This window comes from Mesorhizobium sp. M0047, assembly GCF_040323315.1.
GTDB lineage: Bacteria > Pseudomonadota > Alphaproteobacteria > Rhizobiales > Rhizobiaceae > Mesorhizobium.
Genome location: NZ_JAMYUW010000034.1, coordinates 12771 through 26550, shown reverse-complemented (window position 1 = coordinate 26550; position 13780 = coordinate 12771). Strand labels below are relative to the sequence as shown.

The window sequence follows — 13780 nt, the reverse complement described above, 5'->3', positions numbered from 1 at the left end:
CGCGAGATGAAGGCCGTCCCAGGTCTACGATCTGATCGCCTGGGCCTCCCTTGTAACGGCCCACATGAAGCCGGCCAGTTCACGGGCGATCGCTGTGCACACCACCGTTGTCCTCTTGCCGCGTCCGCTCAACATTCGATAGGGCGGTCAGCCGTGTTTGAGCCTTCCATGCGATCTCGCGCACCTTCGGTGGAGCTTGCTCCAGCCGGTACAACTTTATCTTACCTACCTTGGAGGATGCCTGTACGTCCAGGCGCTCTCGACCAGCATATGGCGAACCCGGCCGTTACCCGCCTTGGTGATGCCGCCCCGTCTGACTGTCTCGCCGGTCGATCGTTCGCCGGGAACGAGGCCAAGATACCCCATGACTTGGCGCGGGCTCTCGAACCGCTGTACGTCACCAACCTCGGTGGCGAATGTCACGGCAACGATCAGGTCTACGCCCCTCAGGGTCTGCAGCGCCCGCACGGATCGGCGCCAGGGACCAGGTCGCAACGTCCTCGATCACACCCTCAAGTCGCTCGACCCGCTCTTTCGAGACGCGGACTGTTTCGACCATTTCCTGAAGCGCGATCTGATGCGCCGGGTGATCGAACGGTTGCTCTTGCAGCCAGCGCAGATAGCGCATTGACCAGCCCTTCCTGCGAGGATAGATCCGCCCGTGTTTGAGCATGAAGGCGCTCACATGCTGCCGGTGGACGCGAAGCGTCTCGACTGCGGCCGCCCGGGCGCGGACGAGATCCCGCATGGCCTCGTGACCTTCATCAGGAACCCACACCGCCGTCAGTTCGCCGGCGCCCAATAGTCGAGCCAACGCAAGAGCATCCCGGCCGTTGGTCTTTACTCGCTCGCCGGGCTTTCTTGGGATCAGCGATGGGGCGACCACCATGCATTGATGGCCAAGCGATCGGATCAGCCGATAGAGGCCATAGCCGGTCGGGCCGGCCTCGTAGCAGAAATACACCCGATCGAACTTGGTGGCGATCCGCCGGATAACTCGGCGCATGCTCTCATCCGATGCGTCGACCTCGCCGAAGAAGCGAACCCCTCCCTCCCGGCCAGCGTCCGCAATCGCGATGGCGTTTCTCAGCTTCGCGACATCGATTCCGACAAATGCTTCTCTTAATCTGCCACGGCTCGTCCTCCTGTGATGAGTATCGGCTCGGCCCGCCCGAGTAACCCTCGGACGCGCAGTGTAGGGAGAGCCACCTCACCGACAGAGGCGGACATACGGTCTTACAAGACTTCTAAGCGAATATTAAATCTTGAGTATTGCCCGCATCGAACGCTGGACGACCTAGACCAAAGGATTCTGACAGCGCTACAAAGGAGCAATCGGCACTCCTTTGCTGAATTTGTCGGTTCTTCGGCCGCCTCATGCATGCCTTGAGTGAACAATTTGCGTGCGGAGGGCGTGATCGTTGCGGATATCTCTCCCGTGGATCCGAAGGCTTTTCTCAAATCGCTTACCCTTTGTTGTGACAGTAGAGCTTGACCGTGAGCGCGCGATGCGCGCGGCCAAGGAGGTAACTCAGTGCTACATGGTGACTGGCGACGCCGGTTTTGTCTTGGTCGTGGCGGTCGAAGACCTTGAGGCCTTTGACGTCTTCGTCAAGACAAAGCTCTATACCAAACCCAACATACGAAAATTTAGGACATGATCAGTCTTGATCGTAGTAAATTCGAGCCACGGATCGCGGTATAGCTTCCGGCGGACTGCGCTGAAGCCGTCGAACCGAGCCGCTTTTGAAGCGCCCTTGACTTCCAGCTTCGGATTGAAAGTTCTCCGTGCCATCCAAGGCGGGCAGTCAGGAAAGCTCATCGCGGGAGGGACCGGCTCGCTCAAGGCGGCGACCGGCTCGGGGAATCCTCGTTGGCCTGGCGAGCATCGCTATACTGGCGCTGCTGCCGCTCGTTATCCACGATCAACTGGGAGGACGACCGCTCGGCTATGGCACGCTCATGGCCGGCTTCGGAACAGGCGCCGTCTTCGCCAGGATCTCCAACGTAAGCGCCGGATCATCACCCAACCTATCTTCTCCATTCGGCGGCTGGAGGTCAAGCGCTTTCGAGCTTTCCGCTTTCGAGCTTTCCGGTTCGCGGGCATCTGACGTCTTTCGCACGGTCTTGCTTCTCTTGGGGATCGGCGCCTGGCCCTCCCAGTCTGGGGAATCCGCAGAACGAGGTGCAACAGTCTTGGACGCGTCCTGATGACGATCGGCACCGCCAGCAAGAAGTGCGGGCGGCATTTTCGTGGGCAAGATCAAAACCAAGCTCAGCGGGTCGCCTGGGCGACAAATGGCATCTCGGCGAGCCGGCGTCAGCATCAGCGGCAAAAGAAGGCAGTGGCTCTGGCGCGCCGTCGATCAGGACAGCTAAGTTCCCGACGCCAGAGACGAAAGGCTGCCAAGCGCCTGATGCGCAAGCTGCTGAAGGCTCAAGGGCATGCGGCAGGGGCCCTGATCACCGACAAAGGTCCGTTCCTATGATGCGGCGGGGCGCAACCTTATGCCAGGCGTCGAGCACCGGCTGCACGAGGGTCTCAACAATCGAGTGCACGCCAGGTTTCAGCGTTCCGCCTATATCCATGATCCAATCGCCACCTATTCCCCTCCCCCAACACACTCTCATCAGTATAACATCGAGATCTGTGTAACGATCCGATGCAAGCCTGGAATGAAACCATGTGTGTCGCCGCAGCGTCACAGCCGAACCGGCCAGCTACAGCTACGCCAATCGGCCGATAGCTCACGGCGCCGCAAAATCGGTAGATCAAACTCCTATTACAATAAATTAACAGAACCTTTGCAACCGCAAATCGCCAACGATGGTACGTTCCCCAGCAACATTAATGGCGGAGTCATCGCAAGTCTGAGGTCGGGTACGGCTGAAACGGCTGATGCCTATTTATGCTCTGACGGCTCAACACGCAAAGTAGGATCAACAATTAATGGCAAAGAGAGCACTCATTCTGGTCGAAGGCGATCCAACGGGTAATGGTCTCCTCTACATCCAAGCGGCCCAGCGTCTTGGCCTTCATCCAGTTACTCTGTCGGCTGATCCAGCTCAGTACGACTATCTTGAGGCGGAAAGCGACGAGGCAATCCGCGTCGAGACAGACGATCTCGATGCGCTGATCCGCGAGTGTTCCCGCCTAGGGGCTACGTATGACATTGCCGGCATTACGTCCTCCCTGGAGGCGTTCTACGCGACAATTGGCAAGCTCTGCCGGTATTTCGATCTACCGGGACCGAACCCGGCTTCGATTGAACGATGCTGTGACAAATCCGCTCAACGTCAGCTCCTCGCGGAGGCCGGCGTTCCAATACCTGCTTTTCGCGTGGCAGCAAATGTGGCGGAGGTGGAAAGCGCTGCCGCGGAGATCGACTTGCCGGTGGTTCTTAAGCCAGCGGTGGGCGCAGGCAGCAGAGGTGTCCGACTGTGCCGAAACGCCGATGAGGTGGCCGAACATACGACCTATCTATTGGGCGGGAACCACATATGGCGGTCTTCACCGAGAATTCTGGTCGAAGAATTCGCAGAAGGCCTCCATTATAGCGCTCAGACAATGGGGAATGAGGTCATTGCGATTGGCAGCGTTGACTGGGGCCACCCACCGTATTTCGTGTGCCGTCAGTTGATCTATCCGGCCCTCCTGACCAATGACCAACATCAGCGTATTGTAGACATTTCTCGAAGCTGTTTGCGAGCTCTTGGCCTTGGCTGGGGCCCCACGAACATTGAATTTCGGTGGACGAAGCGCGGCCCGGTCCTCATTGAAGTCAATCCGCGTCTTGCTGGCACGACCACTCCTCAACTGGTTAAGCTGGCTTACGGGGTCGATCTAATCACCGAGCACATCAAGCTTGTCATCGGCGACGAATGGGATTTGCGCAAAACGCATTCGTGCGCTGCGGTCGCGCGGCACCTGATTGCTGATCGCGATGGCACCCTCGATTGGATCGATGGCGATAGTCAAGCGGCTGCCGTATCGGGTGTCGCCGAGGTCAAATTCTGCGTTGAACCCAAGACGCTAATCGTCAGGAGAGGCGATTACCGGGACTCTATCGGACATGTCATCGCCGCTTCACCCAGCCTTGCTGAGACCGAGGCGATACTTCAGCGTGCCATCGGTTTGATCAGTTGGTCGATCGCACCATTCCCGAAATTTTCGGCCTCTTGCCTCTGGTCCGATTGAGACGCAGGTCGACGACTATGCTTGTCTTCGTTCTAGGCCCCTCCACGCTATCAAAGACAATAGAGGACATTACCTATCTGCGAGCGGCTACCGGTTTTGGCAGATTTACCTGTTCAGCCTGCAGTTAAACGCAAAATGGATGGAATGTAAGCTCACACTTTTTGCTATAGGCACAAATTGATCTCTGAATGCTAGGTCGCTTCGGCGCGAAAAGGTGTTGTATGTCGAACAGGGAAGATGGAGAGACATGTGTTGACTGATTTGGCAGAACTATTCGATCACGGCAGTAACGAGCGCGGTTCATTGCTTTCTGCCCGCCGGATGATCGTCAAGATTGGCTCCTCACTGATTGTCGATGCAGAGACCGGAGAGATACGAGGTCCTTGGCTTGAGACGCTAATAGAAGATGTTGTTCGAATTGTCGCACGCGGGCAGCAGGTGATCATTGTCACCTCTGGTGCTGTCGCGGTTGGATCATGCCACTTCAATCAGTTGAACAGACCTCTGCGAATTGAGGAGAAGCAAACGGCTGCCGCGATTGGTCAGGTCCGACTCTTGCTTGCGTATCAAAATAGTTTCGAGCGCCAAGGGTTAGGCTTGGGGCAAATATTGTTAACCCGTCAAGATATAGACAATCAGCATCGTCGCCACACTGTGCGGTCAACCCTTCAGCGACTTCTGGAAATTGGCGCGGTACCTGTTATCAACGAGAACGACGCGACCGCGACGGCCGAGAACTGTTTCGGCGACAATGATCAGCTGGCCGCTCAGGTGCTGCAGATGGCAAACGCCGACCTTCTCATTCTGCTTTCCAACGTAGACGGCCTCTTCACGGAAGATCCACACCTCAACCCGTTAGCCCGCTTGGTCACAGAAGTGGGATGCATTAGCCCCGAGATGGAGGCCATGGCCGCCCATTCCCCCGCTCGCCATAGTTCGGGTGGCATGGTGACAAAGTTGATCGCAGCAAGGATAGCCATGGACGCGGGCTGCCGCATGGTCATCGCCAAGGGAAACAAACCTTACCCGCTCACCGCTATCGAGAACGGGGAGCTATCGACGTGGTTTGTTCCGTTCGCCAACGACATGGGGCACCCTTGCCTCACCTGAAGTGGGACGGCAGAAAAAAGGAAGCAAGCGTATGGCAAGATTTCTTAATGTCTGGATAGAAGGACCCGTTGGCATTGTCGTGCTAAACCGTCCCGAGAACCTGAATGCATGGCACGAGCCGATGCGCAACGAGTTGGCAAACACGCTTCAGTCGTTTGATCAGGACGAAGAGGTACGCGCGATAATCCTAACGGGTGCAGGGGCGCGCGCCTTTTCAGCCGGGCAGGACCTCAACGAAGCCAAGGCATTCGACGAATCCCGAGCTGGTGACTGGATCGAGGAGTGGCGCAGCCTTTACGGGATTATGCGCAACATTTCAAAGCCGCTGATCGCCGCTCTCAACGGGGTCGCCGCCGGATCCGCCTTTCAGGTCGCGCTTCTGTGTGACATCCGCGTCGGGCATGAAGGTAGCCGAATGGGCCAGCCCGAGATCAATTCCGGCATTACGAGCACACTCGGCCCTTGGATCATGAACGAGATGCTTGGTATGTCACGGACCATCGAACTAACGCTGACCGGCCGGCTGATGGATGGCACCGAAGCCCACCGGATCGGCCTCATCCATTGCCTGGTCGATAAGGACCGAGTCATGGCCAAGGCCCGTGAAGTAGCCGAACAGCTCGCCGCCAAGCCGCGCATAGCGATGAAGTTAAACAAGCGCCGCTTCACCGAGATGACCGAAAGAACCTTCGAGGACGCCCTTCAGTCCGGCCTGAAGGCGCAGAGGGAATCGTATGCGAGCGGTGAGCCTCAACGCTACATGGAAGCCTTTTTCGCAGAACGCAGGCGCCGTGCGGCCGGAGCGAGTGCATGAATCTCCTCGAATACGAGGCCAAGGCCCTGCTTTCTCGGTATGGTATTGCCAAACCCATCGGTGCGCTTTGGCCCGAAATTCCGGACGGCGTTTGCGAATTCTTCGTCAAGGCTCAGGTCCCGGTCGGCAAGCGCGGCAAAGCGGGAGGCGTGCGGTACGCCACTGTCGGTGATGTGGAGCAAATTGTCGAGGCAACAGTCGCCCAACAGTTCGGCGGCTTTGCGGTCGAAAAGATCTATGTGGAAGAGCGCCTCGAAATTGCAAAGGAACTCTACCTCGCCGTCGCGACTGAGCGCGAGATGGGGTGCCACACGATCATCTTCTCTTCCGAGGGAGGCATGGACATCGAGGAGGTCGCCGAAGACCGAGTCCTGCGCGTTTCGATCGAGCCTTGGCTTGGCTTTCAGCCGTTCCATGGCGTCCGGCTCGCGTCATTTCTCGGGGACGCGGCCGCCGGACAATCGCTTTTACGGACTGCACAGGCGCTCTATTCGCTGGCGGTGGACCAGGACGCCGTATTGGTCGAGATCAATCCGCTGGCAGTGGTCGAAGGCGGTCTCGTGGCCGCCGGCGCCAAGGTGGTGCTGGATGACAACGCCCGCTTCCGTCATTCGGACTGGGCCGGCTACGCGCTTCGAGGCGAGCGGTCGCCACTCGAGGAAAGCATCGCCGCGACGGGAGCGGTGGGGGTCGAGGTCGACCCGCTTGGAGACGTGGTCGCCATTACTAGTGGCGCCGGCCTCATGATGGCCACCCTTGACCTCCTCATTTCCACCGATCAGAAGGTGCGTGCCATTGTTGATCTCGGCGGCACGGTACTCTCCGGGTCTGACGGGCTCAAGGGCGTGCTTACCGCCATTGCGTCTGCAAGACCTCGGGTGACCTTCCTGAATGCCTTTCTGCAGACGGCGCATTGCGATGACTTCGCGCGGGGGCTGGCGGAAGCCCATGCGAATTGCCCATTGGAGGGACGAATCGTGGTCCGACTCAAGGGACGGAATGGCGAAGTCGGTCGGCAAAGCTTGATACATCTTGGCTTTGAGCTTCACGAAGATCTCCGCCCCGCAATCGAAGCAGTTTCCAAACATCTGGGTTGAATACCGAATGGCCATTCTCGTCGATAGAAGCACTCGGATCGTCATTCAAGGGATCTCCGGTACGAATGGCTCCAATATGGCCGGCCGGCTCCTCTCCGAAGGCATGCCCTTCTACGGAGGCGTTTCACCAAAGGGAGCCAGCAAAGAGGTGGCCGGAGTTCCTGTTTTTTCCTCATGCCATGAGGCGGTAAATGAAGTGGGCGCAAATGCGAGCTTCCTTTCAGTGCCAGCCAAGGGGGCGCTCGATGCGACGCTGGAGGCGATCGACGCAGGCATTCGGACCATTGTCGTCTACGCCGAAGGCGTACCGATAAAGGATGCCATTTACATGACGAGCTATGCCAGGATGAAAGGGACTCGCCTGCTCGGTCCGAACGCCGCCGGGTGCATATCGCCTGGCCTGGCTAACCTCTCTGATCTCAGAGCTGCCCTATTGAGACCTGGCCGGATCGGTGTCGCATCAAAGAGCGGAAGTCTGGCCTATGAGGTCATCGATGACCTGAACCGAAACGGTCTCGGGCAAAGCAGCGTTGTCTGCCTCGGCGGCGACCCGGTCATTGGGCTGAGCCATTGCGATGTCCTTGAGCTCTTCGAAGAGGACGAGGATACCGATGCGATGGTGCTCGTTGGTGAGATCGGGGGACGTTCCGAACTAAGGGCTGCGGAGTTTGTTCGCAGGGCGAAGAAACCGGTGATCGCTTATATCGCCGGAAAGAACGCGCCACCCGCCAAAAGTATGGGCCATGCTAGCGCGGTGATGGGCCCGGAAGAAGAGAATGCGCCGGCGAAGGAGGAGACACTTCGTGCGGCCGGCGCCACCGTCGTCGACACCCTTTTCGAAATCGGGACCGCCGCCCGACAGGTGCTCGAGTCCCGTAAGGAGGTCAAGACCATTAAGATATCGGCCGATTGACGCAGCGAAAGATGGCCGGTTCGGCTGTCACGCTGCGGCGACACCCGCGATTCTGCATTGCATCGCTACGCAGGTCTCGAATTGTGCGGATGACAGTGTGTTGCAGGGAAAGTGGAAACGTTCGGCGATCGGATCATGGATGGAAACGAAACGCTGGGCCACCTGAACCGGGAAAACCGTGAAACCATCGCTACTGGAAGGAAAGAAATGGCTTGACCGCATTCACAATTAGAGGGCCGAACACACACACCTTCTTCTCGACCATATGCATCGCCGTGACCGTCATCTTCTGGCATGATTGCGCTGGAGATGTCACTGCGCGGCGTGTTGCGAAACTTCGGCTTGAAGGTACGAGCGATCTCGCGTGGGCGCTATGATACGAGCTGCGTGAACTTATGGAGGGCAGCTATGCTGAGGCAGCAACCGCGGCTATGCTCAGATCACGCCCCTGCACTGCGCTACGAAGCATGAACCCGGGGTGATCTCAATAGGAAGGGGTGGGCATGACCGGCCCCGTTACCGAATCCTGAGCCTACTGGCGCAGGCACGCATAGATCTGAGCGCTGCACGTTCGAGTCTTGTCGCCTCTCGTACTATGCCAATCTGGTGGACACGACGATCTTCATGCCCGGCAAGGTCGGGAGCCGAGCATCGGTGGTCGCCCCTCGTGCCTTGCAGTAAGTCACTATCGCAATGCAAATTGTGTATTGATAGACCGCGCGGGGTCAATGGAGATCCCACCAGCGGCGGAAACACGCGATCAAGCTGATTGGATTCACCAACCGAGAGTGAAGGGGCACGACGTCTGTGGAAATCATCACAAAGGAAACGAGCGCTGCGAAGAGGGCACCCGCCGATGCATCAAACGGCAGCCGTGACCTCCTCATGGTCAACTCGGTGGAAAAAGCCTTCCGGGTTTTGCGGGCGTTCGACGGCTCTCACCCGAGCCTTAGCCTATCTGAGATCGCAGAGGTTACTGGTCTTGACGTGAGTGCCACTCAGCGGTTCACACATTCTCTGCTCAAGCTCGGCTACCTTGAGAAGGACGCCGCCTCTAGGCGCTATGGTCTGACGGTCAAGGTTCTTGAACTTGGCCAGAGCTATTCGCGCGCGAACCCCCTCGTGAAACAGGCAATACCTTATCTTCTTCATCTCAACAAAGAGACCGAGGAGACGGTCAATCTGACTGTCCTAGACGAGACCGACATTGTGTTCGTCGTTCGCTTCTTAAGTAGACACGTCTTCAATACAGACGTCGTGATCGGCACCCGGCTTCCAGCGTACTGTACCGCTCCCGGAAGAGCAATTCTGTCTCGACTCCCCAGCGACGAAGCTGAGGCGATCATATCTAGCTCTGAGCTGCGTCCAATAACGTCCCACACTCCGCGGACCGCAGCCGACGTAATGGGGAAGGTCGCGACGGCAGCGGCAAAAGGATACGCTTTGCAGGTAGAGGAATATTTCTACGGAGACATGTCAATCTCGGCCGCTGTGGTCGACGCTCGGGGACGCCCAGTCGGTGCGATTAATATCGGCGTTGCGACAACACGCTATACGCCGCAGGAGATGGAGGTGAGGTTTGCGCCGATGGTCGTTGCTGCGGCCCGATCAGTATCGGACATTTCCCTGTGATACGTGCTCAGCGATGCCCACTACACCGTTACGGCGCACTCCAATGAAGCCGGCCACTGATTCCGAAACGATGCCGGCCAGGAAGTCTGATCTCATTCCGGCCGTGATTCCGACTGGGGCCGGACAAGGGATCTGCTAACCGTGACCATTGCGCATTGCCAGCAGCTAACCGGTTGCCAATTGTCGGCCGAGCGGAGCATGGCTGGTATCTGCGCATGCCGCTCAGCCAAGCCGGCATTCACTTGCCGCACGACCGGACGCCAGCGGAATGGATCAACGATCTGGGCGTTCGATTCAAGATTTCGGCGTAGATGTCGAGATCGCTGGCATTGACGCCAGGCTCCGCATCGTCCCCATGAACAAACCGACACGGCGTCAATGCCGATGATGGTTTCGATAATCGGGAATGCAAAGCTCTGATCACCGAGACAGTAAATGCCGCGCCCGTTAGCCTGAGGTAGGAGCGTGGTGAGCCTCGATGGACGGGTCCCTTAACCATACCGACGCGGCTGCAGCCCCGCGTGGAACCAACTGACAAACGTTTCGATCGAAAAAACAGGGAGTCCGGTGGCAACGCGAATGTCAGCCGCATAAGGTACCATATTGGTGCATTCGAGCACGATCGCGCCGAGATCAGGATGGTCTGCAACGAGTGCCTTCGCCGCATCCACATTGTCCTGGCGAGCCGCCTCGATATCGAGTTCCCTCTCGTTGCCGAGAATGGCACGGGTGAATTCACGCCCGCCCTCCGTGGTGCCGACTGGAGTTGCCTCCGGAACGCCTGCCCTCTCTAGATGCAGAGCTGTCAGTGTCGATCGGGAAATGGTCAGGATGCCGGCACGTTTTGTCCCGGGAAGCAAGCAATTGACCATCGCCACCTGCATCAGCGAGGACGTCGCGACTGGCACGCCGACGGCTTCGGCGAGTTCTTCCTGGAAAAGCGAGAGGAAACCGCAAGTGGTAGTGATGCCGTCGACTCCATCGGCGACCAACTCCCGCGCCGCCTCGACAAAATTGCCGAGCAGGCCCTCGGCGCCCTTGCGCACGACGCGATCGGGTGTGGCGGACCGGACGACCCTGTAGTGGACCGGAAAGGGCCAGGTAAGCGCATTGCCCATGTCGCCGGGAATGCGTGGAAAGTGGGTGTCGAGCATCAATATGCCGACCGCCGCACCGCCGATCGATTTGCCGCCGGTCACTCGCATAGTTGGTCCTCCTTCTTGAATTGGCATGCAAGAAATGTTCCGCGGTAAAGCCGTGGCATTCCTTCATAGCCTGTGCGTCGAATAAGTGTGAACAGATAAAAAAGAAGACCTGCGAGTTACCTATGAAATGTTGTTCCATGGTCACGATCGCGCAGATATTTGCGAGCCATAGGAATTCGTAGGGCCAGCCCCGAAGGGCGTGAGGGACGCTGAGGCCGCCTGCTGCCGTAATCGGCTAGGGCATGGCGGCTTTTCGATCCTCGCCAGCCTCTCTGCAAATCGCCGGGCTGGGCGGTGGCGTGCTCTCCCGTTGTCGTGTAGGCAGTCTCATACTCGTCAAGTCGCTTCTAGGCTCCGACAGGGCTCAGACCGATAGCGCTATGCGATAAAGTTTATCGCGAAGCCATTATCTAGGCTAAGTGTTGGATGATAATCAAGCCCTTCAATCGCGAGCTATTCGCCGAATCCAATTTCTGATGTTTGCTGGCGGCGCGCCCTGGAAGACGCGCCGCCAGCGACATCGGACACAATGGGCGACGGAAGCAGAGCACCCGTCCTGGATCGGCCCAATGTCGCCCAGGGGTGCGGCTCTGCCATAACAAAGCATTTTGTTTGGGGCACTGACGAGCTTCTATCGCACGTAGAGGCGCGTCACATCCTTTATCCTGCAGCCTACGCCCCAGCCGGTTTTGTATCGCTACCGCGAACAATTCGCTGGCACCGCAAACTCCAAGGTAGCCTTGTCCTGTTAAGCTCGCCAGCGGCGCCAGGTCCGCATCAAAGGGGCCGCGAAAGGCGACCGACCTTTCTGCACCTTGCAAAAACCAGTTGACAATTCCAATACCATATGTTCGTCATCCGATAAGTGTTATCGTATTGAAATAGGAGTGCAGAGTGAACTACGTCCTTTCGGAAACGACGGGCTCGGTTAGGAAGCTCACCCTGAACCGACCAGAGAAGCTGAATGCCTGGAATGAGCCGATGCGGACGATGCTCATCGAGGCGCTGGACGCGGCCGAGGCGGACGCGGCTGTTCGCGCCATTATCCTAACAGGTGCAGGCAGCAAGGCGTTTGGCGCAGGCCAGGATTTCAGCGAAAGCAAGAAGTTCGATGCCGCGCGCGCTGAGACATGGATGGATGAGTGGAAAGCGCTGTACAGCCGGTTTCGCAACAGTACCAAGCCGATCGTGGCTGCGCTGAACGGCGTAGCTGCCGGCTCGGCCTTCCAAGTGGCCCTATTGTGCGATCTCCGGGTCGGCCACAAGGGCATTATGATGGGGCAGCCGGAGATCAATTCCGGCATCCCTTCAGTGACCGGCAACTGGATCTTACGCGAGATGCTCGGACTGGGGCGCGCAATCGACCTGATGTTGACTGGGCGAATGCTCGATGCCGACGAAGCCTATGCGTTCGGCCTGATCAATCGCATCGTGCCGGAAGCCGATGTGCAGCAAGCTGCGCTCGAACTGGCAAATGAACTTTCGGCCAAGCCGCCTGTTGCGATGCGGCTGAACCGCCAGCGCGTTGCCGAGGTAACGCAGGCGGCGTTCGATGATGCCATGGCCGCCGGCACCCGCATTCAATCCGAGGCTTACGCGACTGGTGAACCACAGAAAATGATGGAGAAATTCATCGCAGCGCGCGCTGCGCGAAAGGCGTGAGCCGGGTCGGGAGCCTGAAAATTGGGAACGAACCCACAAAACCTGGTCAACAGGCTACAGCGAACAAATGGAGGTTTTCAGATGACCCGCAGCAACCTTTCTCATCCTACCCGCCGGTCTGTCCTGGCAATTGGCGCGGCTCCATTGGCCTTGCCGATGCTGAATCGCAGGGCGTGGGCGAACACGTCGATCACGGTCGCCGACCCCGGCGGGCCATACACGTCTGGTTTTCGCAACGCTTTCTATGATCCCTTCACCGCCGAGACACGTATCGAAGTGGTTTCCGTCGCGCGAGACGCCGAGCCGACCGCCCAGTTCAAATCCATGGTCGAAACGAAGGCCTATATCTGGGACGTCTGCACGATCACGCTTTCTGCGCGCCTCATCCTCGAGCGCGACGGACTGCTGGACGACCTGAACGTTGACCCTGCGGCGACAAAGGATTTCATGGCAGGGGCGGTGCACCCGAACTTCTTGGGCACTGATGTCTATTCGACGATCTTTGCCTTCAATCCAGATGTTGTCAAAACTCCGCCCGCTTCATGGGCCGACTTCTGGAATGTGGATGCCTTTCCTGGGCGCCGTTCCCTCCGCAAGAACCCGATCGACACCCTTGAGCAAGCGTTGATGGCGGACGGTGTCGCACCGAAGGATCTCTATCCGCTCGATATCGATCGCGCCTTTGCAAGCATGGACAAGATCAAGGACAAGATCGACGTTTGGTGGACCGGCGGCGCGCAGACGTCGCAGATTCTGCAGAGCGGTGAGGTGGATATTATCGCGGGCTGGAATGCCCGCTTGCAGGCAGCGGTGCATTCCGGTGCGAAGGCGCAGCTCGTGTGGAATCAGGGGCTCTACTCCATCGAAGGCTGGGGTATTCCGAAAGGCGGGCCAAAAGCCGACGCGGCCCGCCAGTTCGTTGCCTTCTGTGCGCGACCCGATCGTCAGGCCGCTTTCACGGAAGATCTCACCTATGGCCCGACGAATTTGAAAGCCTACAAAACGATCAATCCGGACCGTGCGAAGATTCTCCCCACGTCTCCGGAGAACTTGAAGCTCATCACGCTCGCCGACGAAAACTGGTGGGAGGAGAATCGCGCGGCTGTTACCGAGCGCTTCAACACATGGCTGCTGATCTAGCCGTCTAGT

Annotated in this window: 10 protein-coding genes and 3 pseudogenes; 11 read left to right on the top strand and 2 right to left on the bottom strand. The window is 58.2% G+C overall.

Annotation, left to right across the window (positions count from 1 at the left end; all coding sequences use genetic code 11):
- Positions 1–24 precede the first annotated feature (24 nt).
- Positions 25–1105: pseudogene (locus NKJ89_RS26030) on the bottom strand (IS110 family RNA-guided transposase).
- A gap of 403 nt (positions 1106–1508) precedes the next feature.
- On the opposite strand from NKJ89_RS26030, the gene NKJ89_RS26025 reads away from it, so the two are divergent.
- The 9 genes and pseudogenes from NKJ89_RS26025 (at position 1509) to NKJ89_RS25985 (ending at position 9764) form a co-directional block, all read left to right on the top strand.
- Positions 1509–1661: an Lrp/AsnC ligand binding domain-containing protein gene (locus tag NKJ89_RS26025; RefSeq protein ID WP_352606770.1), complete on the top strand. Its 153-nt coding sequence runs from the start codon at positions 1509–1511 to the stop codon at positions 1659–1661.
- 196 nt (positions 1662–1857) lie between these two features.
- Positions 1858–2007 (top strand): annotated as a pseudogene (locus tag NKJ89_RS26020) (MFS transporter); the annotation flags it as partial.
- Between the two features lie 268 nt (positions 2008–2275).
- Positions 2276–2625, top strand: a pseudogene (locus NKJ89_RS26015) (DDE-type integrase/transposase/recombinase); the annotation flags it as partial.
- Positions 2626–2950: 325 nt separating this feature from the next.
- Positions 2951–4198, top strand: a complete 1248-nt coding sequence (locus NKJ89_RS26010; RefSeq protein WP_352606768.1) for an ATP-grasp domain-containing protein — start codon at positions 2951–2953, stop codon at positions 4196–4198.
- A gap of 252 nt (positions 4199–4450) precedes the next feature.
- A complete protein-coding gene (gene proB, locus NKJ89_RS26005) occupies positions 4451–5308 on the top strand; it encodes a glutamate 5-kinase (protein WP_352606766.1) in 858 nt (285 codons plus the stop codon).
- A gap of 31 nt (positions 5309–5339) precedes the next feature.
- Complete coding sequence (locus NKJ89_RS26000) at positions 5340–6122, top strand: enoyl-CoA hydratase/isomerase family protein (RefSeq protein WP_352606832.1); 783 nt, start codon at positions 5340–5342, stop codon at positions 6120–6122.
- Positions 6119–7219: an ATP-grasp domain-containing protein gene (locus NKJ89_RS25995; RefSeq protein WP_352606764.1), complete on the top strand. Its 1101-nt coding sequence runs from the start codon at positions 6119–6121 to the stop codon at positions 7217–7219. The genes NKJ89_RS26000 and NKJ89_RS25995 overlap by 4 nt, the downstream gene beginning before the upstream one ends.
- 7 nt (positions 7220–7226) lie before the next feature.
- A complete protein-coding gene (locus NKJ89_RS25990; protein ID WP_352606762.1) occupies positions 7227–8132 on the top strand; it encodes a succinate--CoA ligase subunit alpha in 906 nt (301 codons plus the stop codon).
- A gap of 807 nt (positions 8133–8939) precedes the next feature.
- A complete protein-coding gene (locus NKJ89_RS25985) occupies positions 8940–9764 on the top strand; it encodes an IclR family transcriptional regulator (protein ID WP_352606760.1) in 825 nt (274 codons plus the stop codon).
- A 491-nt stretch (positions 9765–10255) separates the two neighbouring features.
- Here NKJ89_RS25985 and NKJ89_RS25980 read toward each other — a convergent pair whose 3' ends face one another.
- Positions 10256–10969 (bottom strand): aspartate/glutamate racemase family protein, encoded by a 714-nt coding sequence (locus NKJ89_RS25980; protein WP_352606758.1) that lies wholly within the window; start codon positions 10967–10969, stop codon positions 10256–10258.
- A gap of 894 nt (positions 10970–11863) precedes the next feature.
- On the opposite strand from NKJ89_RS25980, the gene NKJ89_RS25975 reads away from it, so the two are divergent.
- Together NKJ89_RS25975 and NKJ89_RS25970 are read left to right on the top strand one after the other, a co-directional pair.
- Positions 11864–12631, top strand: coding sequence for an enoyl-CoA hydratase/isomerase family protein (locus NKJ89_RS25975; protein ID WP_352606756.1), 768 nt, complete (start codon positions 11864–11866; stop codon positions 12629–12631).
- A gap of 81 nt (positions 12632–12712) precedes the next feature.
- A complete protein-coding gene (locus NKJ89_RS25970) occupies positions 12713–13771 on the top strand; it encodes an ABC transporter substrate-binding protein (RefSeq protein ID WP_352606754.1) in 1059 nt (352 codons plus the stop codon).
- The last annotated feature ends 9 nt before the right edge of the window (positions 13772–13780 follow it).

What these genes read in the sequence shown, in the direction of transcription:
- NKJ89_RS26025 (WP_352606770.1), top strand. Translation starts at nt 1,509, where the DNA reads ATGCGCGCGGCCAAGGAGGTAACTCAGTGCTACATGGTGACTGGCGAC.
- NKJ89_RS25980 (WP_352606758.1), bottom strand. Translation starts at nt 10,969, where the DNA reads ATGCGAGTGACCGGCGGCAAATCGATCGGCGGTGCGGCGGTCGGCATA.
- NKJ89_RS25970 (WP_352606754.1), top strand. Translation starts at nt 12,713, where the DNA reads ATGACCCGCAGCAACCTTTCTCATCCTACCCGCCGGTCTGTCCTGGCA.
- NKJ89_RS25990 (WP_352606762.1), top strand. Translation starts at nt 7,227, where the DNA reads ATGGCCATTCTCGTCGATAGAAGCACTCGGATCGTCATTCAAGGGATC.
- NKJ89_RS26010 (WP_352606768.1), top strand. Translation starts at nt 2,951, where the DNA reads ATGGCAAAGAGAGCACTCATTCTGGTCGAAGGCGATCCAACGGGTAAT.
- NKJ89_RS26000 (WP_352606832.1), top strand. Translation starts at nt 5,340, where the DNA reads ATGGCAAGATTTCTTAATGTCTGGATAGAAGGACCCGTTGGCATTGTC.
- NKJ89_RS25995 (WP_352606764.1), top strand. Translation starts at nt 6,119, where the DNA reads ATGAATCTCCTCGAATACGAGGCCAAGGCCCTGCTTTCTCGGTATGGT.